This window comes from Bradyrhizobium sp. WSM2793, assembly GCF_000379585.1.
Lineage (GTDB): Bacteria > Pseudomonadota > Alphaproteobacteria > Rhizobiales > Xanthobacteraceae > Bradyrhizobium.
Map to the genome: position 1 here is coordinate 15,336 of NZ_KB902776.1, position 26,012 is coordinate 41,347.

Sequence of the window (26,012 nt, forward strand, 5' to 3'; positions counted from 1 at the left end):
GCTTCCGCCTTCGCGATCACTGCTTCGGCACGCTCAGTCGCAGCACGGACTTCCTTGCTCTTCCAAGTATCAACCGAATGGCCGTCGTCAAACGACTCGTCTGTGGCGTCTTGTGCGCGTAAGACCAACTCACGAAGCGCCGCAATCGCCTCGGACAGCAGCTTGGCATCCGCCCCGTCTCGGGAAGACTGCGTCACCTCTATAACCCCATCACATCGCAATTTTGGAACGTCATGTAATATCGTTACAAAGGACGACAATTGCAATTACCCGCGGTCTCGTCGTTTAGCGCGAGTCTGGCCTTGCTCAGACGTTGGCGGCGGGTCCCGCGGAGCTCCAGTTCCACGTCAGAAGTTCGCCGAGGCGGTGGATGGGATGTCCGTCGCCCATACGCTGCAGCACGTCGCGCAGGTATGCGTAAGGCTCAACGTCGTTGAACTTGCACGTCTCGATCAGCAAACAGAGGATTGCCCATCGTTCTCCGCCGCTGTCGCTACCGCCAAAGAGATGGTTCTTGCGGCCGAGCGCCACAGGTCGGATCGCCCGCTCGACAGGGTTCGTGTCGAGCTCGATGCGGCCGTCATGGAGGAAGCGGGTCAATCCATCCCAGCGCGACAGCGCATACCGGATCGCTTCGGCGAGACTGCCGCGGCCGGGCAGCTGCGGGAGCTGCACCTCGAGCCAAAGGCGAAGGCTGTCAACGATCGGCTTGGCGAGCGCGCGCCGCGTGGCCATCATCGGGCGCTCTCCCGCTCAATAACGCGGCGACGGACTGCATCCGGATCGCTGCCGATCGGTGCGAAGACACGACGCCCATCGTCCAATTCGATAACCGTCATGCCATCGGGCGGCTGCAACAGATCGTTCAGGACGAGCGTTTCGGATTGCGCTCCGGCGACCTTCACAGCCGCCAACTTCGTCCGCACTCTTGTTGAACCCGAACTGGACCCGCCAGCGGAACAACATGCTGCTGACGATGCCGTGGCGCCGGCAAATCTCGGCGGCGGTGGCGCCAGGGAGCTGGGACTCGCGCACGATCGTGAGCTTTCCTCGTCACTGAAGCGACGGCGGTTGGCGCGTCCATCGCTCGGCGGATCCGCGATTGGCGCATCGGTCAAGTGCGTTCCGGTGATGGACTGCTTAGCAGCGCTGCTAGCACTAGTGCTTATTGGTGGGCGGGCACTCGGATGAAGATGCGCCCGCCAGTCGATTTCCACCTCATTCGAATCGATCAAATCGCGCCACCGCCTCAGGCTGTGCTGCGATATGCCGTGAGCCCGGGCATAAGCCTGCATGCTCAGACCGCACCATCCCATCGCTTCACATGCATCGCTCGGAACGCTTGGACGGCTCTGCAGCGCTGGTCCTTGGACACCGGACTCGGCTTCTTGCGGAGCCGCTCCCGACGTTCCTCGCGACGCAATTCCGCACGTATTTTCAGCGGTTCAGCATCGATCAGATGCCGCAGCCAACGATCGAATGTGCCGCCATTTAGACGATGCTGACGACAATATTTGCGCTTGCTGAGACCGCTTCGCCGCCATGCTTCAACGTGTACCGACCAAAGAGAACGACGCGCTTCGTTCTTGAAATATTCCGTACCCACCGGAGATCCTCCAATGCAGCAAGGAACCTGATATGGAACGACAGCGCGCTCTCGGAAAGTCGTGCAGGATTCGGACGCTTACGGCACGACAGCACGACGGCGAGATAAAAGGGGCTCGCCGGTCGAACCGCAAGCCATTGACATGGCTTGGGTTCGGGCGTGCCGGTCGGTCGGGGCGCGTGCCGCGCCGCGCATTTTGACGAACACAATCAAAGGCGTTTTCGGCACCGTGAGCGCTTTTGATCTCTGGGGGGCTCTGCCATGACGGCAGGCGACAGCGACCTGCGTATTCGGCCTGGGCGCATCCGCAGTACTCGCGCGCCGAAGCCCAAGAGCTTCATCAACCAGGTGCTGCGGGCGGCGAATGAAGCGGGACACACGTCGGGGCAGACTCCGACTGGCAGGCGTTCGGCGGCCTATGGGCGCTCGACGTTCGGGCGTGGGCGGCTCGCCTTTAGCCGCGCCAGATTGTTCAGCCCGGCGCGGCGCGTTGTGGTGAAGGCGCGTGTGGTTCGGCACAAAGGACGTGCCTTTCGTTCAGCACCACTAACCGCTCACCTCTCATATCTGAAGCGCGACGGGGTGACCCGGAGTGGTGAGCGTGCCGAGATGTTCGATGCCAGCAGCGACCGCGCCGACAGTGCGGCTTTCGCAGAAAGGTGCAAGGACGACCGGCATCATTTCAGGTTCATCGTCTCACCCGAGGACGCCGGCGAGATAACTGACCTCAAGGCCTTCACCCGCGATCTCGCCCGGCAGATGGAGATCGATCTCGGTACGCGGCTCGATTGGGTGGCTGTCGATCATTGGAACACCGACAACCCTCATGTCCATCTTCTCCTTCGGGGAGTAGACGAGGAGGGGACGGATCTCGTGATCTCCCGCGACTACATCAGCCAGGGCCTGCGCTCACGCGCCGAGGAACTGGTCGCCATCGAACTGGGTCCAAAACCGGAGCACGAGATTCGCAATTCGCTGGTGAGGGAAGTTACGGCAGAACGATGGACGCGGCTCGATCGGGAGATCCGGCTGGCGGCAGATGAGACCGGCTATATCGATCTTCGTCCAGAGAATCCCGGCAAGTCTGATCCCGAGATCCGGCGCCTGATGGTCGGTCGCCTTCAACACCTGGAAAAGATGGGCCTTGCCGCATCCGCCGCAGCTGGGGAATGGATGGTCGGGCTCGAGGCCGAGCGTAGCTTGCGCGATCTCGGCATGCGCGGTGACATCATCAAGACCATGCACCGCGCCTTTACCGAGCGTGGGGACACGCGCGGCGTTGCCGACTTCGTCATCCAAGGTGGACAACCGACGTCCCAGATTATCGGACGACTGGTCGACCGTGGATTGCATGACGAACTGACTGGTGAGGCCTACGCCCTGATCGACGGAACAGATGGACGCGCGCATCACGTGCGCTTCCGAGGGGTCGAGGCTTTTGAACAGGCGCCACCGCTCGGCGGCATCGTCGAAGTGCGACGCTTCGGTCAAGCCGGCGATCCTCATCCCACCGTGGTGCTCGCCACCCGTTCCGATCTCGATCTCCGTGAGCAGACCACTGCGAGAGGGGCGACCTGGCTCGACCATCGGCTGGTCGAACGCGACCCCATGCCGCTCGCCATGAGCGGATTCGGCCGCGAGACCCGCGACGCCATGGAAGCCCGTGCCGAGCATCTGATCCAGGAAGGCCTGGCGCGGAGGCAGGGCCAACGCATCACCTTGCAGCGCGACCTCCTGAACACATTGCGCCGACGTGAACTGGACGAGGTGGCCGCAAGGTTCTCGGCCGACACCGACCTGCCTTACGTGAAGCCTGACTCCGGGGAGCATTTGGCGGGCACGTATCGCCAGCGATTGACACTCACCTCGGGACGCTTCGCCATGATCGATAATGGGCTCGGCTTCCAGCTCGTGCCCTGGTCGCGCGAACTCGAAAAGAGGCTCGGCCAACACGTCACCGGCGTCGTGAAGGATGGCGGTGGCATTGAATGGGACTTTGGTCGCAAGCGCGACCTCGGCCTCTAGCAATCTCTCCAATTCTGTTGCGGAAGGGCGTTCGGGATGTCCGGAACCAAAATCCTCTGGGGACAGGTGATCGTTGTCGGTCTGATCGTTCTGATCGCCATCTGGGGAGCAACCGAGTGGACGGCTTGGCGGCTCGCCTGGCAACCGGAGCTTGGGCGGCCCTGGTTTGAAGTATTGGGTTTCAAGATCTATTACCCGCCCGTCTTCTTCTGGTGGTGGTTCGTCTACGACGCCTATGCGCCTCAGGTCTTTTTCGAAGGTGCCTTCATCGCGGCGTCGGGGACATTCATTTCGATCGCAGTGGCGATCGGCATGTCGGTGTGGCGCGCACGTGAAGCCAAGAATGTCGAGACCTATGGTTCGGCGCGCTGGGCTGATACCGAGGAGGTTCGAGCGGCCGGACTTCTCGGTCCGGATGGCGTGGTGCTCGGCAAACTCGACCGCGACTACCTCCGCCACGACGGGCCGGAGCACGTCTTGTGTTTCGCGCCCACCCGGTCCGGCAAAGGCGTCGGTCTTGTCGTCCCCTCATTGCTGGCTTGGCCCGGCTCGGCCATCGTTCACGACATCAAAGGCGAGAACTGGCAACTGACCGCTGGGTTTCGCTCGCGGCATGGCCGCGTCCTATTGTTCGACCCCACCAACCCGAAGTCCTCAGCCTACAATCCGCTCCTCGAAGTCCGGCGCGGGGAATGGGAGATCCGCGACGTTCAGAATGTGGCCGACGTCCTGGTCGACCCCGAAGGCTCGCTCGACAAGCGGAACCACTGGGAAAAGACCAGTCATTCCCTCCTAGTCGGCGCCATCCTCCACGTCCTCTATGCCGAGGCGGACAAGACCCTGGCCGGCGTCGCAGCCTTCCTGTCCGATCCGAAGCGGCCGATCGAGGCGACGCTGAAGGCGATGATGACCACGCCGCACCTCGGCGAGCATGGCGCCCACCCCGTGGTCGCCTCGACCGCGCGCGAACTCCTCAACAAGTCGGAGAATGAACGTTCCGGCGTTCTGTCTACTGCGATGTCGTTTCTCGGGCTCTACCGCGATCCCGTGGTGGCCCAGGTGACCTGCCGCTGCGACTGGAGGATCGCTGACCTGATCGCAGATGGTCGCCCCACGACGCTGTACCTGGTAGTGCCTCCCTCGGATATCTCACGGACCAAGCCGCTGATCCGCCTGGTGCTGAACCAGATCGGCCGGCGCCTGACCGAGGACTTGCACGCCCGCGACCGCCGGCATCGCGTTCTGATGATGCTCGACGAGTTCCCTGCACTGGGGCGGCTTGATTTCTTCGAGTCCGCGCTCGCCTTCATGGCGGGATACGGCATCAAGAGTTTTTTGATCGCGCAGTCGCTCAATCAAATCGAGAAGGCCTACGGGCCCAACAACGCAATCCTCGATAACTGCCACGTCCGCGTCAGCTTCGCGACCAACGACGAGCGGACCGCCAAGCGGGTATCCGACGCGCTGGGCACGGCGACGGAGATGCGGGCGATGAAGAACTATGCCGGTCACAGGTTGAACCCCTGGCTGGGGCATCTGATGGTTTCGCGGCAGGAGACGGCAAGGCCGCTCTTGACCCCGGGGGAAGTCATGCAGCTTCCGCCGATGGATGAGATCGTCATGGTGGCTGGCACGCCGCCGATCCGGGCGAAGAAAGTCCGCTACTACGAGGATCGGCGGTTCACCGAGCGGGTTCTGCCGCCGCCCAATCCGGCGAGCGCCGGCCGATCATCGCGAAGGGACGGATGGTCAGCGCTCGGAACACTGAGGCCGACGGGAGGTCCAACTGACAAGGCCGCGGCGGCCGTGGAAGATACGGCGAACAGTGGGCTCCGTCGTGAGCCCGAACTACCCGATCACGTCGCGATCGCTAAGGAGACGACCGAACCGACGCCGGCAGAGGAATTTGCCGCCGTTCTTGACGATGACGAGGATGCGGTCCGCCAGTCCCGGCTCATACGCCAACAGATGAGCGGTGTCGTCCGTCAAGTCGCCATGGACCCGAATGACGGGATGGAGCTCTGAGGCAATATGCGCGACCGGATGAATGTCTATTTTCCGCCAGAGCTTCTGAAGCAGATCTCGGAGCTCGCCGATCGCAAGAAGCTTTCCCGGTCTGCGATCGTGGAAGCGGCGGTCGCTTCGTTTCTGTCACCTGACGGAGCGGACAGGCGGGAGGCAGCGTTTGCCAGGCGCCTCGATCGGCTGTCGCGTCAGATGCAGAGGCTGGAGCGCGACGTTGGTTTGACGGCCGAGACCTTGGCGCTCTTCATTCGGTTCTGGCTGACGATCACGCCGCCACTAGCCAACGACGCGCAGGCGGCCGCGCAGGCAAAGGGCCGGGAGCGCTTTGAAGGATTTGTCGAGGCACTCGGGCGCCGTTTGCAAAAGGGGCAAAGCTTTCTGCGCGAGATTCCAGAAGATATCCGCCGTCAGGAACTGGCCGATGAGACCTGATTGAACCATGTAGGAGGCCCTTCCGCCGGCCCTTCTTTTTCTACGCCAGCCTACGACCGCAGCGATTTAGCCGAACTGACAAAAGCTGGACGCGCTATCGGCTCGAGCGACTGAGAGCAAAGGGGCCAGCATGCAAATCTCAACAGCATGGCGTCGAATCGCGCGCGTTTTTCTCCCGTTTGCTGCCGGATACTATCTTTCGTACCTGTTTCGGACGATCAACGCTTTGATCGCCAGTCATCTCAGCTCGGATACCGGGCTTGGGACTGCCGACCTCGGATTGCTTACCTCGGTCTATTTCCTGGTTTTCGCGGCGGCTCAGATCCCCATCGGAGTACTGCTGGACCGCTTTGGCCCGCGGCGCGTCCAAAGTGTCTTGCTCTTGCTCGCAGCAGTGGGCGCTGGTCTGTTCGCGGTATCGACCGACTTCCTGTCACTTTTGATCGCCCGTGCAATGATCGGGCTCGGCGTGGCGGCGGCGCTCACAGCAGGGCTGAAGTCCATCGTCCTTTGGTTCCCCAGGGAACGAGTTGCCTTGCTGAACGGCTACATGATCATGCTGGGATCGCTAGGAGCGGTGACCGCCACGGCTCCCGTCGAGCACCTGCTCGCCTGGATGGGCTGGCGGCAGCTCTTTGAGGTCCTGGCGGCCGCTACCGCTGCGACGGCCATTCTCATCTATGTCGTCGTGCCTGAGCGAGGCATCGCCCTGTCAACAGCGTCCACCAGCCTGAGCTCAGTTTTCAGCGATCGACGGTTCTGGCGAATGGCCCCGTTATCGGCGACTTGCATTGGATCATCTTGGTCTCTGCAAGGCTTGTGGGCGTCGCCGTGGTTGATAGAAGTAGAAGGGTTTGATCGCGCAAGTCTCGTCAGACAGCTTTTTATGATGTCTGTCGTACTGAGCGGCGGTGCCTGGTTGTTCGGTATGGCCGTCCATCACATCAAACGCAGAGGAATCGGCGCGGAGGTGATATTAGCGATGGTTGCAGTGCTGTTCATCGCAGCCGAGTCAGCCTTGATCCTGCGAGCGCCTCTCCCGTCCATCTTGCCCTGGTCCGTTGTCGCAATCGTCGGAACGGCAACCGTGGTCAGCTTCGCGGTGATAGCGGATTACTTTCCGCCGGAGCTTGCTGGTCGTGCCAACGGCGCTTTGAACGTCTTGCACTTTGGTTGGGCATTTCTGGCACAATACGCGACAGGCCTGATCTTGGAGCAATGGCCTGCAAATGATAGCCATAGGTCCATCCAAGCCTATCAAGTGGCGTTCGGTCTCAATGTAGCACTGCAGATCGCGGCGTTGGTCTGGATCGCGCTGCCTTGGCGTCGATACTTCGTTTCATGGATGAGTTCAATCCTCGTCTTCAAACCGGCTGATACTTCCTATGCTGTCGAGTCAGTTGGGTTGTATGAGGATTCGGACATCCTCCTGCCCGCGGACGACGATGCGGATTGGTGAGCAGGCCACTTCTCGCGAACTGACACGATTGAGTAGGCCTCAAACATCAATTCTCAGTCCTTCTTTTTCTACGCCAGTCTACGATCACCGAAAGCGCTTGTTGCGCCGAGTCCATTGGTGCCTTTTCTAATTGTCCCCATCTGAGGGCGCTCTTTCGACGTCCTCATTCGGTGGGGACGAACGGTGGCAATCCATTCCATTCAATCGGAAGCGAGTTCGCGCGGTGCGCGAATGCTGCGCAGCGCGCTTGGCTCGGCGATTGCCGGCTACCTCGAAGATGAAGCGATCATCGAGGTGATGCTCAACCCAGATGGGCGCCTGTGGATCGACCGGCTGTCGAATGGCCTGATCGACACAGGCGAAACTTTGTCGGCTGCGGATGGTGAGCGCATCGTTCGCCTGGTCGCGCATCACGTCGGTGCCGAGGTGCATGCCGGCTCGCCGCGGGTCTCGGCCGAATTGCCTGGGACCGGCGAGCGCTTCGAAGGACTGTTGCCTCCGGTCGTTGCGGCACCGGCCTTTGCTATCCGCAAACCGGCCGTGGCCGTGTTTACGCTCGACGACTACGTCGCCAGGGGGATCATGACCTCGGAGCAGGCCAGGACCCTGAAGGACGCGGTCGCCGCACGGAAGAACATCCTCGTCGCCGGCGGGACATCGACCGGCAAGACAACCTTGACCAACGCGCTCCTGGCCGAGGTCGCGAAGAGCTCCGATCGGGTCGTGCTGATCGAAGATACGCGCGAACTCCAATGTAAGGCGCCCAATCTCGTAGCCTTGCGGACCAAAGACGGCGTGGCCACACTATCGGACCTCGTTCGCTCCTCCCTGCGACTGCGTCCGGATCGCATTCCGGTTGGCGAGGTTCGCGGTGCCGAAGCGCTCGACCTGCTCAAGGCCTGGGGCACCGGTCATCCTGGCGGCATCGGCACCATTCATGCGGGCACCGCGCTCGGCGCACTGCGGAGGCTCGAGCAACTCATCCAGGAAGCCGTCATCACGGTTCCGCGTGCCCTGATCGCCGAGACCATCAACCTCGTCGCCGTCCTTGCGGGGCGCGGCGCTGACCGTCGCCTCGCTGATCTCGCCCTCGTCACGGGGCTCGGCGGGGCCGGCGACTACAGCCTTTCATCAGCAGGAGACTGACATGCGTCTGAAACTTCGTGTTCTTTGGCAAACCGCGTCGCTGGCCGCCTCCGGTTCAGTTCTGTCGATGACGGCGCCGGCATGGGCTGCTGGCTCGAACATGCCATGGGAGCAGCCACTCAATCAGATACTGCAATCGGTCGAGGGGCCGGTCGCCAAGATCATCGCCGTCATCATCATCGTCGTAACTGGGCTCACGCTCGCGTTCGGAGATTCGTCGGGTGGTTTCCGAAGGCTGATCCAGATTGTGTTCGGCCTGTCGATCGCGTTTGCCGCCTCAAGCTTCTTCCTGTCGTTCTTCTCCTTCGGCGGCGGCGTGGTGATCTGATGGATGATCAGGTGGCAGGCTTTGTGGTGCCCGTTCACCGCGCACTCACTGAACCGATTCTGATGGGTGGCGCGCCGCGGTCCGTCGCGATCGTGAACGGCACACTGGCCGCGGCCCTTGGACTTGGATTGCGGCTCTGGATCGCGGGTCTCGTCCTCTGGTTCATCGGCCACATGGCCGCCGTCTGGGCCACCAAACGCGATCCCGCCTTTGTCGATGTGGTGCGCCGGCATCTGCGCATTCCCGCACATCTCAACACCTGAGTCCTCTGTCATGATGAACCTTGCCGAATATCGCCATTCCAGCTCGCGCCTCGCCGACTTCCTGCCTTGGGCAGCGCTCGTCGACGAAGGAATTGTCCTGAACAAGGATGGCTCGTTCCAACGGACGGCGAAGTTCCGAGGGCCTGACCTCGATAGCGCAGTGCCGGCCGAACTCGTCGCCGTCGCCGGTCGCCTGAACAACGCCCTGCGCCGTCTGGGATCCGGTTGGGCGGTCTTCGTTGAAGCGCAACGCCATTTTGCGGGTGCTTATCCGCCGAACACCTTTCCAGATGTCGCGTCTGCACTGGTCGACGCCGAGCGCAGAGCTCAATTCGAAGAGGCGGGCGCCCACTATGAGTCTAGCTACTTCTTGACCTTCCTCTATCTGCCGCCGGAGGAGGGAGCCGCTAGGGCAGAGCGATTGCTATATGAAGGTCGCGACCGCACAGTTGGAGCAGATGCCCGGGAGGTATTGGGCGCGTTTGTCGATCAAACCAACCGCGTGCTTCAACTCGTCGAAGGGTTCATGCCCGAATGCGCCTGGCTCGCTGATCAGGATACGCTGACTTACCTGCACTCGACGATCTCGATCAAGCGCCACCGCGTTCGAGTGCCCGAAATTCCCATGTACATCGATGCGCTGTTAGCCGACCAGCCGTTGACCGGCGGGTTAGAGCCGATGTTGGGCTCGGCCAATCTCCGGGTCCTGACGATTGTCGGCTTTCCGGGCGCGACGACGCCGGGAATCCTGGACGACCTGAATCGTCTGGCATTCTCGTATCGCTGGTCAACCCGAGCGATCATGCTCGACAAGACCGATGCCACCAAGCTACTGACCAAAATCCGCCGGCAGTGGTTCGCGAAGAGAAAATCCATCGGCGCCATTCTCAAGGAGGTCATGACCAACGAGGCATCGACGCTGCTCGATACCGACGCTCACAACAAGGCGATAGATGCCGACTCGGCGTTGCAGGAACTGGGGTCGGATCAGATCGGACAAGCCTTTGTCACAGCGACCATTACAGTCTGGGACCGCGATCCCAATACTGCCGATGAAAAGCTCCGTCTGGTCGAGAAGGTCATTCAGGGTCGCGATTTCACCTGCATGATCGAGACGGTGAACGCGGTTGAAGCCTGGCTCGGCACCCTGCCTGGGCATGTCTACGCCAATGTGCGGCAGCCTCCGGTTTCGACTCTTAACCTCGCTCACATGATTCCGATGTCGGCCGTGTGGGCGGGCGAGGCGAGGGACCTGCACTTCAAGGGTCCGCCGCTTCTGTTCGGCAAGACCGAGGGATCAACACCGTTCCGAGTCTCGCTCCACGTCGGCGACGTCGGCCATACGCTTGTGGTCGGACCGACGGGGGCTGGCAAGTCGGTGCTGCTCGCGCTGATGGCACTCCAATTCCGCCGTTACTCGAACTCTCAGGTCTTTGCGTTCGACTTCGGTGGTTCGATCCGGGCGGCCGCGCTCGCCATGGGTGGTGATTGGCATGATCTCGGCGGTGCATTGTCTGACGGAGGTGAACAACTCGTCGCCCTGCAGCCGCTGGCCTGGATTGATGATCCTTGCGAGCGCGGATGGGCGACGGAATGGATCGGCGCGATCCTCGCACGAGAAAAGGTCGAGATCACTCCTGAGGTCAAGGATCATCTGTGGTCGGCGCTGGCATCTCTCGCCTCGGCGCCGAGGGAGGAGCGCACCCTGACGGGCCTGTCAGTCCTACTCCAATCGAATTCTCTGAAACGCGCCTTGCAACCTTATTGCCTGGGCGGTCCATCCGGGCGCCTGCTCGATGCTGAATTCGAGCGCCTTGGTGAGGCGTCGGTCCAGGCGTTTGAGACGGAAGGCTTGATCGGAACGAGTGCTGCGCCGGCCGTACTGGCGTATCTCTTCCATCGTATTGGAGACCGTCTCGATGGTCGGCCGACGCTCCTGATTGTCGATGAGGGTTGGCTTGCCCTCGATGATGAGGATTTTGCGGGGCAGCTCCGGGAATGGCTTAAGACGCTTCGGAAGAAGAACGCGTCCGTCATCTTCGCCACTCAGTCGCTTTCGGACATTGATGACTCTGCGATCGCGCCGGCTATCATCGAAAGCTGCCCGACGCGCCTGTTGCTGCCGAACGAACGGGCGATCGAACCGCAGATGACGGCCATCTACCGTCGCTTCGGACTCAACGATCGCCAGATCGAGCTACTGAGCCGGGCAACGCCAAAGCGCGACTATTACTGCCAGTCCCGTCGTGGCAACCGGATGTTCGAACTAGGCCTTGGCGAGGTTGCACTGGCCTTCACCGCAGCCTCTTCCAAATCCGACCAGGCTGCCATCGCGCAGATCCTCGCCGAACATGGACCTGACGGCTTCGTGCCGGCATGGCTCCAGGACCGTGGCGTCGCCTGGGCGATAGACCTGATCCCCAATCTCGTCAATCTGGAGAAATCGCTATGAAGCGTCTTGGTCTGTTGGCGGCCGCTGGCACTATCGCGCTGGTGCTTGGCGTCGCGGTGCCCGCACGGGCGTTGATCGTCTTCGATCCCAACAATTACGTGCAGAGCGTCCTGACGGCCGAGCGGGAGCTCCAGCAGATCAATAATCAGATCACCTCGTTGCAGAACGAGGCGCAGATGCTGATCAATCAGGCGAAGAACCTGGCAAACCTGCCATACTCATCGCTGCAGCAACTGCAATCCTCGATTCAGCGGACCCAGCAATTGCTGGCGCAGGCCCAGCGCATTGCCTACGACGTCCAGCAGATCGATCGCGCGTTCTCGACGAGCTACGCGCCGGCCGCTGGCAACCAATCCAGCCAATTGCTGGTCACCAACGCTCAATCGCGGTGGCAAAATACTTACGCGGCAACACAAGATGCGCTTCGCGTCCAGGCCGGCATCGTTGGCAACCTCGACAGCAATCGTATCCAGACGTCCGCGCTCGTAACGTCCAGCCAAGGCGCCAGCGGCGCTCTGCAGGCAACGCAGGCTGGCAATCAGATTCTTGCGCTGAACGCGCAGCAGCTTGCCGACCTTACCGCTGTCGTGACGGCGCAGGGCAGGGCGCAGAGCCTCGAAGCGGCTCAGCGCGCCTCGGCCCAGGATCAGGGACGAGAGCAACTCAGGCGATTCCTGACGCCAGGACAGGGCTATCAATCCTCCAACGTGCAGATGTTCCACTGATGACCGACGTAAAGGCATTCAAGGCGCTGTCGCTGCTTACGACAATCGGCCTAGTGGCCGTCGCTGCCTGCACGATTCAGCTTCGTGGCGGAGACGATCCTCCTCCGCCGCCGAAGGCGGAGCAGACGACAGGAGCAACCAGCTCTGACCTCGCGCGCTGCCGCAGCGTCACTGCGGAGGAAGCAGCGGGCTATCAGCATTGCAAGCAAGTTTGGGCCGAAAACCGCCGTCGCTTCTTTGGCAAGAAAGACGGTGGCGCAGTTCCTGGCCACGACGATTCCGCCGCCGGCGTGGCGCTCGCTCCAAAGGATCAGAGCCGGATCCCGCAAGGATATCCGCAACCGGCGACGCCCGAGGCGAGCAAGCCATGACGGGTACGGGGGTCATCGACCAGTTTCTGGAAACGTTCACGCGTTATATCGACAACGGTTTCGGATTGCTCGGTAGCGACGTCGGGTATCTCGCAGCGACCCTTGCCGCGATCGACATCACGCTTGCTGCGTTGTTCTGGAGTTGGGGGCCGGACGAAGACATCATCGCGCGCCTCGTCAAGAAGACGCTCTTTGTAGGCGTTTTTGCCTACCTTATTGGCAACTGGAACAGCCTGGCGCGCATCGTCTTCGAGAGCTTCGCCGGTCTTGGGCTGAAAGCATCGGGTGCAAGCCTGTCCGCTGGAGATTTTCTGAGACCCGGAAAGATCGCTCAAGTCGGACTCGACGCCGGCCGACCGCTGCTCGATTCGATCTCCGACCTGATGGGCTACATCAGCTTCTTCGAGAATTTCGTCCAGATCGTCGTTCTCCTGTTCGCCTGGGTCGTGGTGTTGCTTGCCTTCTTCATTCTGGCGATCCAACTCTTCGTCACCCTGATCGAGTTCAAGCTCACGACGCTCGCCGGCTTCGTGCTCATTCCCTTCGGACTGTTCGGCAAGACCGCCTTCGCGGCGGAGCGGGTCTTGGGTAACGTCATCTCTTCAGGGATCAAGGTCCTGGTCCTGGCCGTCATCGTTGGGATCGGCTCGACCCTGTTTTCGCAGTTCACCGCAGGCTTCGGCCGCGCTCAGCCGACCATCGAAGACGCGATGACGCTGGTGCTCGCGGCGCTCTCCTTGCTGGGTCTCGGTATCTTCGGTCCGGGTATCGCAAACGGCCTGGTGTCCGGTGGACCCCAACTCGGCGCCGGCGCCGCAATTGGGACAGGCCTTGCTGCCGGCGGCATTGTTGCGGCGGGGGCGGGTCTTGCCGCCGGTGGTACTGGTCTCGCTGGCGGCGCGATGGCAGGCGCCTCGCGCGGTGGCGGCGCTGTCATGAGCGGAGCATCAGCCGCCTACCGAAGCGGCGGCCTTGCCGGCGTCGCGGACGCCGGCGCTTCCGCTGCTATGAGCCCGTTGCGTCGTGCAGCGGCTGCGCTCGGCGGAGGTGGGCAAGCCGGCGCGCAGGCCGCAAACCCTTCTGCCGAAGGGCAGCCCGATTGGGCGCGGCGAATGAAGCGTGCCGAGACCATTCGGCACGGTGCATCGGCAGCCGGCCAGGCGGTCCGCTCAGGCGATCACGGTGGCAGCGGCTCTTCCGTCGATTTGTCTGAAGGAGAGCGCTGACACGAAACACTGCGCCTTCGCCACCGCGGCGGGGGTCTCAAACGCAGATACCGCACGACTAGAAACCGATCACTTGATCTTAGGGGCAATCATCGATGTTCAAACGACCATCAGTTCACTATGGGCGCATGCCCGAACCGGTCACACCGTATCAGAAAGCAGCGCAAGTCTGGGACGAACGCATTGGATCAGCGCGCCTGCAAGCCAAGAACTGGCGCCTGATGGCGTTCGGCTGCTTGATGCTGTCAGCCGGTCTCGCTGTTGGGCTTGTCTGGCAGTCAAATCAAGGACCGATCACGCCCTGGGTGGTCGAAGTCGACCATCTCGGCCAGGCTCAAAGGGTTGCGCCGGCCAACATCGACTATCAGCCCACTGATGCGCAGATCGCCTACCATTTGGCGCGCTTTATCGAGGATGTCAGAGGTCTGCCGGCCGACGGCATCGTTCTGCGCCAGAATTGGCTCCGGGCCTATGATTTTACGACCGATCGCGGCGCCGCTGCGCTCAACGACTATGCGCGCAATAATGACCCCTTTGCCAAGCTGGGCAAGGCCCAAATCTCAGTGGACGTCTCGAGCGTCATTCGCGCGTCGTCGGAGAGCTTTCGCGTCGCGTGGACCCAGCGCGTCTACGACAACGGCACGCTGAGCTCGTCTGAGCGCTGGACTGCGATTCTCTCGATCGTGATCGAGACACCCCGCGATGCCGAACGCCTGCGCAAGAATCCCCTTGGCGTCTATGTCCGCGCCATCAACTGGTCAAAGGAGTTAAGTCAGTGACCGAGACGCCGTCTGACATTCATTCGAAGCGTTCCCTCCCGCGCAGTAAGCTCAATTCGCCTCTGTCCGAGTTCGTGGGCTCAAAGCGAGCGCTCCTGTCCGTACTCTTGCTTTGTTCATCGGCGCTCGGCGGGTGCGCGACTTATATACCGCCGGAGATCAGCTATGACGCGGAGGTCCCGGCGCTGCCGGCGGCGCCAGCGGCCCTGGACGACAGGTCGCGGCCGCTTCACGTTCCACCGCTCTGGAAGCCAACTCTCGGCGGCAAGTCGGCCGGAAAGGAAGAGCCCGAACCCGTGAGCCGGGTTGAGATGGCAAACAGCGCAGCGCGGGTCGAGCCGCGCAAACGCGGGTATTTCAATGCGGCGCAGATCTACGCTTACAGCCCCGGTGCGCTCTATCAGGTTTATGCCGCACCCGGGCAGATCACGGATATCGCACTCGAGGAAGGAGAGCAGTTGACGGGATCGGGGCCGATCGCGGCCGGAGATACCGTACGATGGGTCGTGGGCGATACCGAAAGTGGGAATGGCGACATGCGCCGCGTCCATATCCTGGTCAAGCCGACGCGCGCATCGATCGAGACCAATCTCGTCGTCAATACCGATCGGCGCACCTACCTGATCGAGCTCCGCTCCCGCGAACGGCCATACATGCCGTCTGTTGCCTGGTACTATCCAGAAACTGCACGGGAACGGTCGCGTTCGGTCGCTCTGAAGCCCGTTCTTCCGGAGCCGGCGCAGCGCATCTCCCGCTATGCTATCGAAGGGGACAGTCCTCCCTGGCGGCCACTCGCCGCATATGACGATGGCCGCAAGGTCTATGTCGAATTCCCGCAAGGCATCGTGCAGGGCGAGATGCCTCCGCTATTCGTCATTGGTGCAGACGGCAAGACCGAACTCGTCAACTATCGCGCTTACGGTAACTTATTGATCGTCGATCGGCTTTTTGCTGCCGCCGAACTGCGGCTTGGCGGCGAGCACCAGCAGAAGGTCCGTATTGTCAGGACCGACGGGAGGCCGTCGTCATGAACACTCGGAATGTAAATGATCACGAGCAAGCAGTTCCGCCGGAGACACAAGGGGAACAGTCCGAAAGCTTCCGCTTGAGAGCAGAGCATCCGCGCGTGACGCGGTTGTCGCGGAAGGTCTTGGCCGGCGGCGGCGCGGTTGCCCTGCTTGTCATCGGCGGAGCGGTGTTGTGGTCGCTACAGAGCAATCGCTCCCGTAGTAAAGCGGCCGATGAGCTTTACAGTACCGACCACCACAATGTTGCCGACGGCATTACCGCGCTGCCGAAGGACTATGCTGGCGTTCCGCGCCAGCCAATCCCGCAGCTTGGTCCGCCGCTCCCCGGGGACCTCGGTCGACCGATACTTGCCGCTCAGGGCCAATCCCCGGCGATCGGCACTGATCCGGACCAGCAGCGCCGGGATCAAGAGACGGAGGCAGCCCGTATCAGCCATCTCTTCGCTTCGACCAGTGGACGAGAAATGCGTCCGCCCACCGGTACGGCTGTTGGAAGCGAGCGTGTCCTGCCGGCGAGCGCAACGAGCGCTGGCGACGACGGATCTGGGCAGAATGGTCAGGACCGCAAGCTTGCCTTCGTGAGCGCCTCGGTAGACCGTCGCACGGTCAGCCCTGACCGTGTCACCAGGCCGGCTTCACCATATATCGTGCAGGCTGGGACGGTCATTCCGGGAGCCTTGATCACGGGCATCAGGTCAGACCTGCCAGGCCAAATTACCGCCCAAGTGACCGAGAGCGTATATGACACCCCGACCGGCCGCTTTCTGCTTGTCCCTCAGGGGGCGCGTCTGATCGGCATCTACGATAGCCAGGTCACTTTCGGCCAGTCTCGCGTCCTGCTCGTCTGGACACGGCTGATTATGCCGAATGGACGTTCTATCGTTCTCGAGCGGCAGCCTGGCGCTGACACTGCCGGGTATGCAGGTCTCGAAGATCAGGTCGACAATCACTGGGGCGAGTTGTTCAAGGCTGCGGCACTATCGACGTTTCTGGCGATCGGGACCGAACTGGGTGCCGGCTCGGACACCAACAGCAACGACAGCGCAATCATCCAGGCATTGCGACACGGCGCCTCGGACTCACTAAACCAGACCGGGCAGCAGGTCGTTCGCCGCAGTCTCAGCATCCAGCCTACTCTGACCGTGCGACCTGGCTTCCCGGTTCGTGTTCTTGTCAATCATGACCTCATACTTACGCCGTATAGAGGGTGACAATATGCCAAAACTTAAAATAGGAGAGCTTCCAGACGACAAGCCCGTCAAAGTGAGTACGGAGCTGCCTGCGGCCGTGCATCGTGATCTCATTGCATATGCAGAAGCGCTTACGCGTCAGGGTGGTCAGGTGGTCGATCCGACTAAACTCATCGCCCTCATGTTGGCGCGCTTTATGGCCACGGATCGAGGATTTTCTAAACTGAAACGTGAAGGCCACGTACCGGCCGCTGGCGAAGGACAGTGATGCTCAAGGTTTCCTCGAAGCTGTTGGTCGACGCTAAATAGTTGCGTGCATCAACCTAGGGGCTGCCGAGTTGGCGCTAAGCGCTGAGATATCGTGTCGGAAAGTGTGTTCCCGCGTCTGCCCGAAACAACTCCGATTGCCAGGTTTTCTCGTTTTCAGACGCGAGAGCGCTGGGCGTCGACGTGCAGTTATTCGGTCACCTTCAGGCGCGTTACACTGCTCCGGCCATCGACGCTGACAGGCACGTCACCCTCGATCGTGGCCCGACGTACGACGCGATGCTGGTCCCCGTAATCGTTGACCGCGTAATGCTGCGTTGCGCGGTTATCCCATATCGCAATATCGCCCTCTAACCAGTTCCAGCGCACAGTGTTTTCGGGCGCGGTGATGTGAGACTGGAACAGATCGAACAGCTTTTGTCCGTCGTATTTGGGGACCGCAACAAAGTGCTTCACCAAGGCGCCGAGCACTAGCGTCCGCTCGCCTGTTTCGGGATGGACGCGTACGACGGGATGCTCGGTCTCAAAAACCGTTCTGGTGAACACCTCGTCAAAGTGTTTCTTGTCGACCTCGCGGACACGCGCAATCCCGGCGTAATCGAAAACGTTGCTGTGAACGGCCCATAGGCCCTCGGCAAGCCGTTGTAGCGGCGGCGGCAAACCAAGATAAGCGGTAGCTGTGTTCGACCACACGGTGTCGCCTCCGAACGTTGGCATTACAACGGCCCGCAGGACCAAAATCTTGGGATAGGCGTCGGCGAAGGTCCCATCCGCATGCCAAACGTCGGCGCGACCGCCGCCACGAGTGGAGTCCAGTTCGAGGAGCGACGCCATCCCCTTGGTAGCACCGAGCATCGGATGGGGCACTAGCTTTCCGAGACGAGCGGCAAAGCGCTCCTGCTCGGCGTCATTGAGATGTCCTTGATTGCGGAAGAAGATCACCTTGTGCTCGAGCAATAAGCTGTTGATCGCAGCGATCGCGTGATCCGGTAGATCGCCTGATAGCCTGATATTTTTGACTTCGGCACCGATGCGCGCTGCACGTTTCACAACATCGGTGCTCGGAATGACGCCACCGATCAAAGCCATTGTGCTCATGTTGCTTTTCCAAGTCCTTGCAGTTCTTCCTCGCCCTTGGAGCGAATGATCTTCAGCAAGCATCGTGCCAAGCGAAAGACGAGCATGTGCCCGAAAGGGGCACTGAACGAATCGTGCTATTTGGCGCGAGTCATCGAACTGAGCCGATGGTTGGGCCGAGTGACGAAAGAACTCGATCGCCGAGCTCACCCTTCGAATGTCGTATCGTCAAGACGAAGCGGATAGCAGGAGCGCGCCAACGGCAGATCTTCAGTTTTGCTTCCTAATCACTCAACTGCGTTGAAAAAAAGCAATGCTTCTATAGAATTGGTAATAATTCATGATGGTCATGAATTATGTAGTCGGACCCTGCCGCGCGCAAGCGCGCTTCGGAAACAAATCCTCCCACGATTGATACGTTGATAAGTCCGAGATTGCGGGCAATTTCCGTCTCAACTGGCATATCGCCCACGATGACGGTTCTTTCTGGGGATAAATCATTGCCCTGCATATACAAGCGCAGCCGCTCTTGCTTGCTCATGCTCCTAAATTGCTGGTCTAGATGTTTGGGGTGGTCATAGTGGATATGTCCGAACAGAATTGTCAGGGGTGCAACGCGCGTAAGTGAGCTGAATCGGCTGACCGTTCTTCAAGCGTGAGATGGGGTTTGGAGAGCGTGAGCATTGCTGCTTTTGTGGCTCTGTTTCTGGATCGATTTGTTTTAAACAATGGCCATGCCAGGCGGCGCTGGGCAAGCCACAACGCCGAATGGGCTTTCGAAAGTCCGCTTACTATGCGCGCTGTACTGGACCTGACACGAGATTTGTGCCTCTGTCGGAATACGGACAAGTGTCTACACAGTGTAGTAAGCCCGAGCAGACTGTTCCGTTAGTGGATTTCGCGAGGTAATTGATGGCCCGAGTTAATCTCTACTAATGCCGCTGGAGCCTGTGAGAGCTGCAGATGTAAGATCGCTCTCTGTCGAGCGGCGCTGTTGGCGGCAGTCATGCACATTATCGTCTCGGTCCTGAATCATGATAAGAGCTGCAACTTCCTGGTCCCGTGCCAGTTTGCTCGCCGCTAGGCCGGTGGCGACACCAATGCGATCAGGCGCGGGGCGGTTTTGGCTCATCTTGCGCTTGCCTTCGACCATGGTGATCGGGATGCGCACGCCGACGACTTCGCGCAACTGGGCGGCGATGAAATCCGCGGGAGCATCGCTGACGGCCCAGGGCGTCGCACGTGACGTCTCATGGATATTCGTCAGACGCGTCACGATCTCAAGCAGGCGATTGGGATCCTCGAGGAACTCAATCGGCCCATGGGCGTGGACCGCGATGTAATTCCATGTCGGCACCACATGTTCAGCTTGTCGCTTGCTAGGATACCAGGATGGCCTCACATAAGCCTCCGCGCCAGTAAAGATCGCCAGAGCTTCTCCGATCGGGGCCGTGCGCCATTGCGGATTGCCCTTCGCCAGGTGCCCGTACAGCGTGCCGTGTTCGCCTTCGCTCTCATCGAGGAAGAGCGGAAGAGGCGTCGCAAGTGGCCCATCTGATGTCGCTGTGATCAGGTTGGCCAATCGGGCGCAGCGGATTGTCGCTCGAATGTTCTCGAGGTCGTCATCTCGAAAGTGGGGTGGTATGTACATGAAGGCTCTCCGTTGGCGGTCGTCGAGATAAACCCAAGTCAATATGTTAGAAAACTGCCAGTTTCAGTCGCTCCCGTAGAGGTTCTCCGCTTCCTCTTTTGACGTGACGATTTCGGATTTGTCTGGGACGCGGGCGATTTCACTCAGCCGCTTCAATCCGTCGAGCTGCTGTTGGGTTGGTGTTTCCGTAGCTATTCTCCTGCGGGCTGAGCCTTTAGAGATCTCACCCCGGCGTCGCCTGTATGAGGCGATCCGGCAGCTCTCCTTCGACGCGCACCGAGTCGCGTTTGGCGAACTAGTCCTTGATCTCGGCAAGATCGACGCCGACCTCAAAAGACGTCTTCATCGTCTCGATGAACTGCGCCGATGGGTACAAGTCGGAGGTGATCGCAACGAACCCATCATTAAAACACGGTCGAGTTTCCACACGACCAGCATGTCGCCGGGCCGGACGAATTCGAGCGCCCGCGCCAAGCCGGTGCGGTCATCCTTCGCGCCCGAGGCGTGATCCTCGAACAGGTGACGCGGATCAACGCCGGCGGCGAGCAGCGCATCGCGCTGCAAGTCCGTGTTCTGGCGGTCGGAGTCCGGCGACACGCGCATGTAGCCAACCAACATAGGCGGATACCCATCGGAAATAGGCTTTCGTATGGTAGCGCGTAGCGACAGAGTTTCCGCATATTTTTTGCGCCACCAGGCGCCTAGCTTAGGGGGCTACTACAAGATTTGGTAGATGGCTAAAGCCAACTTGAGGCCCTAGGATTCGGCCGCCTTCCCCGCCGATCATCATCGACGAAACAGAAGTGAACGCAAGCGCACGTGAAGCCGCTGCCCGCAGCGACTGCGGGCACCTTCCGCCCTTCCATCGCTTAGAGAGTGAAGTGCCGTGTCCGAACAACCCCTGCCGAGGCTGCCGATGTGGCGCGTCGATCACATTGAGCCCTCGCCCGAGATGTTGGCGCTACGCGCCAACGGTCCGATCCAGCGCGTGCGTTTCCCGTCCGGGCACGAAGGCTGGTGGGTGACAGGCTACGACGAGGCCAAGGCGGCGCTGTCCGACGCGGCGTTCCGGCCGGCGGGAATGCCGCCGACGGCGTTCACCCCGGATTCGGTGATTCTCGGTTCGCCGGGGTGGCTAGTCTCGCACGAGGGGGGCGAGCATGTCCGGTTACGCACGCTCGTGGCGCCGGCCTTCAGCGACCGCAGGGTGAAGCTGCTGGCGCCGCATGTCGAGGCGATCGCTGCGCAGTTGTTTGAGAACCTGGCGGCCCAGCGCCAGCCCGCCGACTTGCGGCGCCACCTCTCCTTTCCGCTTCCGGCCATGGTCATCAGCGCGCTGATGGGCGTGCTCTACGAGGATCACGCCTTTTTCGCCCGGCTGTCCGACGAGGTGATGACGCACCAGCATGAAAGCGGCCCGCGCAGCGCGTCGCGCTTGGCCTGGGAAGAACTGCGCGCCTACATTCGCGGCAAGATGCGGGACAAGCGCCAGGATCCGGGCGACAACCTGCTGACGGATCTGCTCGCGGCGGTCGACCAGGGCAAGGCGACCGAGGAAGAAGCGATCGGCCTGGCGGCGGGCATGCTGCTGGCGGGGCACGAGAGCACCGTCGCGCAGATCGAATTCGGCCTGCTGGCCATGTTCCGCCATCCGCAACAGCGCGAACGCCTGGTCAGCGATCCATCCCTGGTGGACAAGGCGGTGGAGGAAATCCTGCGCATGTACCCGCCGGGCGCGGGGTGGGACGGCATCATGCGCTATCCGAGGACCGACGTGACCATCGCGGGCGTGCATATTTCCGCGGAGAGCAAGGTGCTGGTCGGCCTGCCGGCAACGTCGTTCGATCCGCGCCATTTCGACCGCCCGGAAATCTTCGACATCGGACGCCAGGAAAAGCCGCACCTGGCGTTCTCCTACGGGCCGCACTCCTGCATCGGCGGGGCGCTGGCCAGACTGGAACTCAAGGCGGTGTTCGGTTCGATCTTCCAGCGCTTTCCCGCGCTGCGCCTGGCCGTAGCGCCGGAAGAACTGAAGTTGCGCAAGGAGATCATCACTGGCGGGTTCGAGGAGTTCCCGGTGCTTTGGTGATGTGCGGACGCCGCTGGGGATCGCGATCGTCTCCGCGGTTTGTCGGCGCGCCTGCCGCGCACCGGTCAGATCAGCCAGTCAACAGGTAACCAAGATGGACGTGCAAGAAACCACGGCAGCATGCCGGGACGCCTTCGCCGAACTGGCGTCGCCGGCGTGGATCCACGACCCGTATCCGTTCATGCGGTGGTTGCGCGAGCACGATCCGGTGCATCGCGCGGCGTCGGGCCTCTTTCTATTGAGCCGCCACGCCGACATCTACTGGGCGCTCAAGGCCACGGGCGATGCGTTTCGGGGACCTGAGCCGGGTGAACTGGCGCGCTATTTTCCGCATGCGGCGACCAGCTTGTCGCTCAATCTGCTGGCCTCCACGCTAGCGATGAAGGACCCACCGACGCATACGCGTCTGCGCCGGCTGATCTCGCGCGATTTCACCGTGCGCCAGATCGACAACCTGCGGCCGAGCATCGCGCGCATCGTCGCAGCGCGCCTGGATGGCATGGCGCCCGCGCTGGAGCGCGGGGAGACCGTGGACCTGCATCGGGAATTCGCGCTGGCCTTGCCCATTCTGGTCTTCGCCGAACTGTTTGGCATGCCCCAGGACGACATGTTCGGGCTCGCCGCCGGCATCGGCGCCATTCTGGAAGGCCTGAGCCCGCACGCCAGCGATCCCCGGCTCGCCGCGGCGGACGCGGCCAGTGCCGAAGTGAAGGCCTACTTCGGCGGTCTCATACAGCGCAAGCGAACCGATCCCCGCCACGACATCGTGTCGATGCTGGTCGGCGCACACGACGATGATGTCGACACGCTGTCGGATGCGGAGTTGATCAGCATGTTGTGGGGCATGCTGCTGGGCGGCTTCGCCACCACTGCTGCGACCATCGACCATGCGGTCCTAGCGATGCTGGCGTATCCCGAACAGCGGCACTGGCTGCAGGAAGACGCCATGAGGGTGAAGGCATTCGTCGAAGAAGTCCTGCGCTGCGACGCGCCCGCCATGTTCAGCTCCATTCCGCGTATCGCCCAGCGCGACATCGAACTGGGCGGCGTGGTGATCCCGAAGAACGCGGACGTGCGCGTGCTGATCGCGTCCGGCAATCGCGACCCGGACGCCTTCGCTGATCCCGACCGCTTCGATCCTGCGCGGTTCTACGGCACCAGTCCTGGCATGTCGACCGACGGGAAGATCATGCTGAGCTTCGGCCACGGCATCCACTTTTGCCTCGGTGCGCAACTGGCCCGGGTGCAGTTGACCGAGAGCTTGCCGCGGATTCAGGCGCGCTTCCCCACGCTGGCATTGGCCGAGCAGCCGACCCGGGAGCCCTCCGCGTTCCTTAGGACGTTCCGCGCGCTGCCGGTGCGGCTGCGTGCGCAGGGGGCTGAGGTGTCCGTCGTGGTCGACCAGGATCTGTGCGGAACCAGCGGGCAGTGCGTGCTGACGCTACCGGGCACCTTTCGCCAGCGCCAACCGGACGGCGTGGCCGAAGTGTGCGGGGCGACAGTCCCGCAGGCGCTGCACGCCGCCGTGCGGCTCGCAGCCAGCCAGTGCCCGGTCGCCGCCATTCGAGTCATCGGAAGCGAAGCTGGCGATGACGAGCGCGCCAGCGCCGACAGTGCTCCTTCTCCCGCGGAGGCCGAGCGGCATGCCGCGAGAGACCAACGCAATCCAGGAGGACACGATGGGACGGTTTGAAGGCAAGGTGGCCGTGGTGACCGGCGCCGGCGCCGGTATCGGCAAGGCATGCGCCCTCGCCATCGCGCGCGAGGGCGGCAGAGTGGTGGTCGCCGACATTGATGGCACGGCGGCCATCGCCTGCACCACGCAAATCGCGGCCGAGGCGGGCCACGCGCTGGCCCTGGCCATCGACATCGCCGATGCGCAGGCGGTGGCAGCGCTGTTCGAGACGGCGGAGCGGCACTTTAGTGGGGTCGACCTGCTGGTGAACAATGCGAGCGCCATGCATCTGACTCCGCGCGACCACGCGATCCTCGACCTAGACCTGGCGGTCTGGGATCAGACCATGGCGACCAATCTGCGCGGCACGTTCCTCTGCTGCCGGCAGGCCATCTCACGGATGATCGCCCGCGGCGGTGGCGCGATCGTCAACATGTCGTCGTGCCAGGGGCTAACCGGTGATACCGCGCAGACGTCCTACGCCGCGTCGAAGGCAGCGATGAACATGCTGTCGGCCTCGCTCGCCACCCAGTACGGTCATGCGCAGATCCGCTGCAACGCGGTTGCGCCGGGTCTCATCATGACCGAGCGTCTCCTCGCCAAGTTGGACGCGTGCATGCAACGGCATCTGCGCCGGCACCAGCTCCTGTCGCGCGTCGGCCGCCCCGAGGACGTGGCCGCGCTGGTGGCGTTCCTGCTCTCCGACGATGCTGCGTTCATCACCGGCCAAGTCGTGTGCATCGACGGCGGCATGCTGGCGCATGTGCCGACGTACGCCGACGGGGGCAACAGCCGCGCCGCGCGGCCTTCCGGCGAGACCGCCGAAGCCGCGTCGCCGCGCTGCTGATGAACATGCTGCTCAATCCGCTGAACCGTCGTCATCGACTGCGGCACGACATCCCGGTCGTGCCCGGCGCTTTCCCCTTGGTCGGGCATCTTCCCTCCATCGTCTGCGACCTGCCGCGCCTGCTGCGGCACGCGGAACGGACGCTGGGCAGCCAGTTCTGGCTGGACTTCGGCCCTGCCGGACAGATGGTGACCTGTCTGGATCCGGATGCGTTCGCACTGCTCCGGCACAAGGACGTGTCCTCGGCGCTGATCGAAGAGATCGCGCCCGAATTGTTTGGTGGAACATTGGTCGCCCAGGACGGCGGCGCGCACCGTAAGGCGCGCGATGCGATCCAGGCAGCGTTTCTGCCCATGGGGCTGACCCAGGCCGGCATCGGCGAGCTGTTCGCGCCCGTCATCCGGGCGAGGATGGAGAAGTGGCGCGACCGCGGCGACGTAACGATCCTGCGCGAAACCGGCGATCTGATGCTCAAGCTCATCTTCAGCCTCATGGGAATCCCCGCGCAGGACCTGCCGGAATGGCGTCGCAAGTACCGGCAACTGCTGCAGTTGATCGTCGCGCCCCCGGTCGACCTGCCCGGACTGCCCTTGCGGCGCGGCCGCGCCGCCCGCGACTGGATCGATGCGCGGTTGCGCGAGTTCGTCCGCGACGCGCGCGAACATGCCGCGCGCACCGGGTTGATCAACGATATGGTGAGCGCCTTCGATCGCAGCGACGATGCGCTCTCCGATGAGGTCCTGGTCGCCAACATCCGCTTGCTGCTGCTTGGTGGTCACGACACCACCGCCTCGACGATGGCCTGGATGGTGATCGAGCTGGCGCGGCAGCCTGGGCTGTGGGACGCCCTGGTCGAGGAGGCGCAACGCGTGGGCGCGGTGCCGACCCAGCACGCGGACCTGGCGCAGTGTCCGGTCGCCGAGGCGCTGTTTCGCGAGACGCTGCGCATGCATCCGGCGACGCCGCTCCTGGTGCGTCGCGCACTGCGTGAATTGCGACTCGGCCAACGGCGCATTCCCGCGGGCACCGATCTGTGCATCCCGCTGCTGCATTTCTCGACCTCGGCGCTGCTGCACGAGGCGCCTGATCAGTTTCGCTTGGCGCGGTGGTTGCAACGCACCGAGCCGATCCGGCCGGTGGACATGCTGCAGTTCGGTACCGGCCCACACGTCTGCATCGGCTACCACCTGGCGTGGCTGGAACTGGTGCAGTTCTGCATCGCCTTGGCGCTGACCATGCACGAGGCCGGGGCGCGGCCGCGCTTGCTGAGCGCCGTCGAAAAAGGCCGGCGCTATTACCCGACCGCACATCCCTCCATGACTATCCGCGTCGGATTCTCATGAGCTGGCAT

Annotated in this window: 23 protein-coding genes and 4 pseudogenes; 19 read left to right on the top strand and 8 right to left on the bottom strand. The window is 62.1% G+C overall.

What is annotated here, in order from left to right:
* Positions 1–306: 306 nt before the first annotated feature.
* The 4 genes and pseudogenes from A3AS_RS0111235 to A3AS_RS48975 form a co-directional block, all read right to left on the bottom strand.
* Positions 307–726: pseudogene (locus A3AS_RS0111235) on the bottom strand (transposase); the annotation flags it as partial.
* Positions 727–734: 8 nt separating this feature from the next.
* Positions 735–914 carry a hypothetical protein gene (locus A3AS_RS48970; protein WP_245283186.1) on the bottom strand — a complete coding sequence of 60 codons (180 nt, stop codon included), beginning with the start codon at positions 912–914 and terminating at the stop codon, positions 735–737.
* Positions 915–990: 76 nt separating this feature from the next.
* Positions 991–1,035, bottom strand: a pseudogene (locus A3AS_RS49980) (hypothetical protein); the annotation flags it as partial.
* A 262-nt stretch (positions 1,036–1,297) separates the two neighbouring features.
* Positions 1,298–1,606, bottom strand: coding sequence for a hypothetical protein (locus tag A3AS_RS48975; RefSeq protein WP_245283187.1), 309 nt, complete (start codon positions 1,604–1,606; stop codon positions 1,298–1,300).
* 261 nt (positions 1,607–1,867) lie between these two features.
* Between A3AS_RS48975 and A3AS_RS0111250 the strand changes: the two genes are divergently transcribed.
* From A3AS_RS0111250 to A3AS_RS44955, 15 genes are all read left to right on the top strand, one after another.
* Complete coding sequence (locus A3AS_RS0111250; protein WP_018317688.1) at positions 1,868–3,631, top strand: DUF3363 domain-containing protein; 1,764 nt, start codon at positions 1,868–1,870, stop codon at positions 3,629–3,631.
* A gap of 36 nt (positions 3,632–3,667) precedes the next feature.
* Entirely contained in the window at positions 3,668–5,656 is a 1,989-nt protein-coding gene (locus A3AS_RS0111255; RefSeq protein WP_018317689.1) for a conjugal transfer protein TraG, read from the top strand.
* A gap of 6 nt (positions 5,657–5,662) precedes the next feature.
* The gene (locus A3AS_RS0111260; protein WP_018317690.1) at positions 5,663–6,088 is read left to right on the top strand and encodes a CopG family transcriptional regulator; all 426 of its coding nucleotides are present in this window, start codon (positions 5,663–5,665) and stop codon (positions 6,086–6,088) included.
* A 130-nt stretch (positions 6,089–6,218) separates the two neighbouring features.
* Positions 6,219–7,547, top strand: a complete 1,329-nt coding sequence (locus A3AS_RS0111265) for an MFS transporter (protein WP_018317691.1) — start codon at positions 6,219–6,221, stop codon at positions 7,545–7,547.
* 231 nt (positions 7,548–7,778) lie between these two features.
* Positions 7,779–8,693, top strand: a complete 915-nt coding sequence (gene trbB, locus A3AS_RS0111270) for a P-type conjugative transfer ATPase TrbB (protein WP_026201895.1) — start codon at positions 7,779–7,781, stop codon at positions 8,691–8,693.
* A 1-nt stretch (position 8,694) separates the two neighbouring features.
* Positions 8,695–9,021: a TrbC/VirB2 family protein gene (locus tag A3AS_RS0111275; protein WP_026201896.1), complete on the top strand. Its 327-nt coding sequence runs from the start codon at positions 8,695–8,697 to the stop codon at positions 9,019–9,021.
* Positions 9,021–9,284, top strand: a complete 264-nt coding sequence (locus A3AS_RS0111280) for a VirB3 family type IV secretion system protein (protein WP_018317694.1) — start codon at positions 9,021–9,023, stop codon at positions 9,282–9,284. The genes A3AS_RS0111275 and A3AS_RS0111280 overlap by 1 nt, the downstream gene beginning before the upstream one ends.
* 10 nt (positions 9,285–9,294) lie before the next feature.
* Positions 9,295–11,736: a conjugal transfer protein TrbE gene (trbE, locus tag A3AS_RS0111285; protein ID WP_018317695.1), complete on the top strand. Its 2,442-nt coding sequence runs from the start codon at positions 9,295–9,297 to the stop codon at positions 11,734–11,736.
* The gene (gene trbJ, locus A3AS_RS0111290) at positions 11,733–12,461 is read left to right on the top strand and encodes a P-type conjugative transfer protein TrbJ (RefSeq protein ID WP_018317696.1); all 729 of its coding nucleotides are present in this window, start codon (positions 11,733–11,735) and stop codon (positions 12,459–12,461) included. The genes trbE and trbJ overlap by 4 nt, the downstream gene beginning before the upstream one ends.
* Complete coding sequence (gene trbK-alt / locus A3AS_RS0111295; protein ID WP_018317697.1) at positions 12,461–12,832, top strand: putative entry exclusion protein TrbK-alt; 372 nt, start codon at positions 12,461–12,463, stop codon at positions 12,830–12,832. Before trbJ ends, trbK-alt begins: the two co-directional genes overlap by 1 nt.
* Complete coding sequence (gene trbL / locus A3AS_RS0111300; RefSeq protein ID WP_018317698.1) at positions 12,829–14,058, top strand: P-type conjugative transfer protein TrbL; 1,230 nt, start codon at positions 12,829–12,831, stop codon at positions 14,056–14,058. Before trbK-alt ends, trbL begins: the two co-directional genes overlap by 4 nt.
* Positions 14,059–14,153: 95 nt before the next feature.
* Positions 14,154–14,837: a conjugal transfer protein TrbF gene (gene trbF, locus A3AS_RS0111305; RefSeq protein WP_018317699.1), complete on the top strand. Its 684-nt coding sequence runs from the start codon at positions 14,154–14,156 to the stop codon at positions 14,835–14,837.
* Entirely contained in the window at positions 14,834–15,868 is a 1,035-nt protein-coding gene (gene trbG, locus A3AS_RS0111310) for a P-type conjugative transfer protein TrbG (RefSeq protein ID WP_018317700.1), read from the top strand. Before trbF ends, trbG begins: the two co-directional genes overlap by 4 nt.
* Entirely contained in the window at positions 15,865–17,076 is a 1,212-nt protein-coding gene (locus A3AS_RS0111315; protein WP_018317701.1) for a TrbI/VirB10 family protein, read from the top strand. The genes trbG and A3AS_RS0111315 overlap by 4 nt, the downstream gene beginning before the upstream one ends.
* Positions 17,077–17,080: 4 nt before the next feature.
* Positions 17,081–17,323 (top strand): DUF2274 domain-containing protein, encoded by a 243-nt coding sequence (locus A3AS_RS44955; RefSeq protein WP_018317702.1) that lies wholly within the window; start codon positions 17,081–17,083, stop codon positions 17,321–17,323.
* A gap of 188 nt (positions 17,324–17,511) precedes the next feature.
* Here A3AS_RS44955 and A3AS_RS0111325 read toward each other — a convergent pair whose 3' ends face one another.
* The 4 genes and pseudogenes from A3AS_RS0111325 to A3AS_RS44965 form a co-directional block, all read right to left on the bottom strand.
* Positions 17,512–18,420: a TauD/TfdA family dioxygenase gene (locus A3AS_RS0111325; RefSeq protein ID WP_018317703.1), complete on the bottom strand. Its 909-nt coding sequence runs from the start codon at positions 18,418–18,420 to the stop codon at positions 17,512–17,514.
* 298 nt (positions 18,421–18,718) lie between these two features.
* The gene (locus A3AS_RS44960; RefSeq protein WP_245283188.1) at positions 18,719–18,940 is read right to left on the bottom strand and encodes an HAD family hydrolase; all 222 of its coding nucleotides are present in this window, start codon (positions 18,938–18,940) and stop codon (positions 18,719–18,721) included.
* A gap of 489 nt (positions 18,941–19,429) precedes the next feature.
* Positions 19,430–20,050: pseudogene (locus A3AS_RS43395) on the bottom strand (FMN-binding negative transcriptional regulator); the annotation flags it as partial.
* A gap of 408 nt (positions 20,051–20,458) precedes the next feature.
* Positions 20,459–20,668 (bottom strand): annotated as a pseudogene (locus A3AS_RS44965) (recombinase family protein); the annotation flags it as partial.
* A gap of 268 nt (positions 20,669–20,936) precedes the next feature.
* On the opposite strand from A3AS_RS44965, the gene A3AS_RS0111340 reads away from it, so the two are divergent.
* The 4 genes from A3AS_RS0111340 to A3AS_RS0111355 all read left to right on the top strand — a co-directional run bounded on the left by A3AS_RS0111340 (position 20,937) and on the right by A3AS_RS0111355 (position 26,004).
* Complete coding sequence (locus tag A3AS_RS0111340) at positions 20,937–22,139, top strand: cytochrome P450 (protein WP_018317705.1); 1,203 nt, start codon at positions 20,937–20,939, stop codon at positions 22,137–22,139.
* Between the two features lie 94 nt (positions 22,140–22,233).
* A complete protein-coding gene (locus A3AS_RS0111345; protein ID WP_018317706.1) occupies positions 22,234–23,832 on the top strand; it encodes a cytochrome P450 in 1,599 nt (532 codons plus the stop codon).
* A complete protein-coding gene (locus A3AS_RS0111350) occupies positions 23,819–24,661 on the top strand; it encodes an SDR family oxidoreductase (RefSeq protein ID WP_018317707.1) in 843 nt (280 codons plus the stop codon). The genes A3AS_RS0111345 and A3AS_RS0111350 overlap by 14 nt, the downstream gene beginning before the upstream one ends.
* Positions 24,661–26,004 carry a cytochrome P450 gene (locus tag A3AS_RS0111355; protein WP_018317708.1) on the top strand — a complete coding sequence of 448 codons (1,344 nt, stop codon included), beginning with the start codon at positions 24,661–24,663 and terminating at the stop codon, positions 26,002–26,004. The genes A3AS_RS0111350 and A3AS_RS0111355 overlap by 1 nt, the downstream gene beginning before the upstream one ends.
* Positions 26,005–26,012: the final 8 nt, after the last annotated feature.

What these genes read in the sequence shown, in the direction of transcription:
- A3AS_RS0111250 (WP_018317688.1), top strand. Translation starts at nt 1,868, where the DNA reads ATGACGGCAGGCGACAGCGACCTGCGTATTCGGCCTGGGCGCATCCGC.
- A3AS_RS0111255 (WP_018317689.1), top strand. Translation starts at nt 3,668, where the DNA reads ATGTCCGGAACCAAAATCCTCTGGGGACAGGTGATCGTTGTCGGTCTG.
- A3AS_RS0111260 (WP_018317690.1), top strand. Translation starts at nt 5,663, where the DNA reads ATGCGCGACCGGATGAATGTCTATTTTCCGCCAGAGCTTCTGAAGCAG.
- A3AS_RS0111265 (WP_018317691.1), top strand. Translation starts at nt 6,219, where the DNA reads ATGCAAATCTCAACAGCATGGCGTCGAATCGCGCGCGTTTTTCTCCCG.
- trbB (WP_026201895.1), top strand. Translation starts at nt 7,779, where the DNA reads ATGCTGCGCAGCGCGCTTGGCTCGGCGATTGCCGGCTACCTCGAAGAT.
- A3AS_RS0111275 (WP_026201896.1), top strand. Translation starts at nt 8,695, where the DNA reads ATGCGTCTGAAACTTCGTGTTCTTTGGCAAACCGCGTCGCTGGCCGCC.
- A3AS_RS0111280 (WP_018317694.1), top strand. Translation starts at nt 9,021, where the DNA reads ATGGATGATCAGGTGGCAGGCTTTGTGGTGCCCGTTCACCGCGCACTC.
- trbE (WP_018317695.1), top strand. Translation starts at nt 9,295, where the DNA reads ATGATGAACCTTGCCGAATATCGCCATTCCAGCTCGCGCCTCGCCGAC.
- trbJ (WP_018317696.1), top strand. Translation starts at nt 11,733, where the DNA reads ATGAAGCGTCTTGGTCTGTTGGCGGCCGCTGGCACTATCGCGCTGGTG.
- trbK-alt (WP_018317697.1), top strand. Translation starts at nt 12,461, where the DNA reads ATGACCGACGTAAAGGCATTCAAGGCGCTGTCGCTGCTTACGACAATC.
- trbL (WP_018317698.1), top strand. Translation starts at nt 12,829, where the DNA reads ATGACGGGTACGGGGGTCATCGACCAGTTTCTGGAAACGTTCACGCGT.
- trbF (WP_018317699.1), top strand. Translation starts at nt 14,154, where the DNA reads ATGTTCAAACGACCATCAGTTCACTATGGGCGCATGCCCGAACCGGTC.
- A3AS_RS0111315 (WP_018317701.1), top strand. Translation starts at nt 15,865, where the DNA reads ATGAACACTCGGAATGTAAATGATCACGAGCAAGCAGTTCCGCCGGAG.
- A3AS_RS44955 (WP_018317702.1), top strand. Translation starts at nt 17,081, where the DNA reads ATGCCAAAACTTAAAATAGGAGAGCTTCCAGACGACAAGCCCGTCAAA.
- A3AS_RS0111325 (WP_018317703.1), bottom strand. Translation starts at nt 18,420, where the DNA reads ATGAGCACAATGGCTTTGATCGGTGGCGTCATTCCGAGCACCGATGTT.
- A3AS_RS44960 (WP_245283188.1), bottom strand. Translation starts at nt 18,940, where the DNA reads ATGAGCAAGCAAGAGCGGCTGCGCTTGTATATGCAGGGCAATGATTTA.
- A3AS_RS0111345 (WP_018317706.1), top strand. Translation starts at nt 22,234, where the DNA reads ATGGACGTGCAAGAAACCACGGCAGCATGCCGGGACGCCTTCGCCGAA.
- A3AS_RS0111350 (WP_018317707.1), top strand. Translation starts at nt 23,819, where the DNA reads ATGGGACGGTTTGAAGGCAAGGTGGCCGTGGTGACCGGCGCCGGCGCC.
- A3AS_RS0111355 (WP_018317708.1), top strand. Translation starts at nt 24,661, where the DNA reads ATGAACATGCTGCTCAATCCGCTGAACCGTCGTCATCGACTGCGGCAC.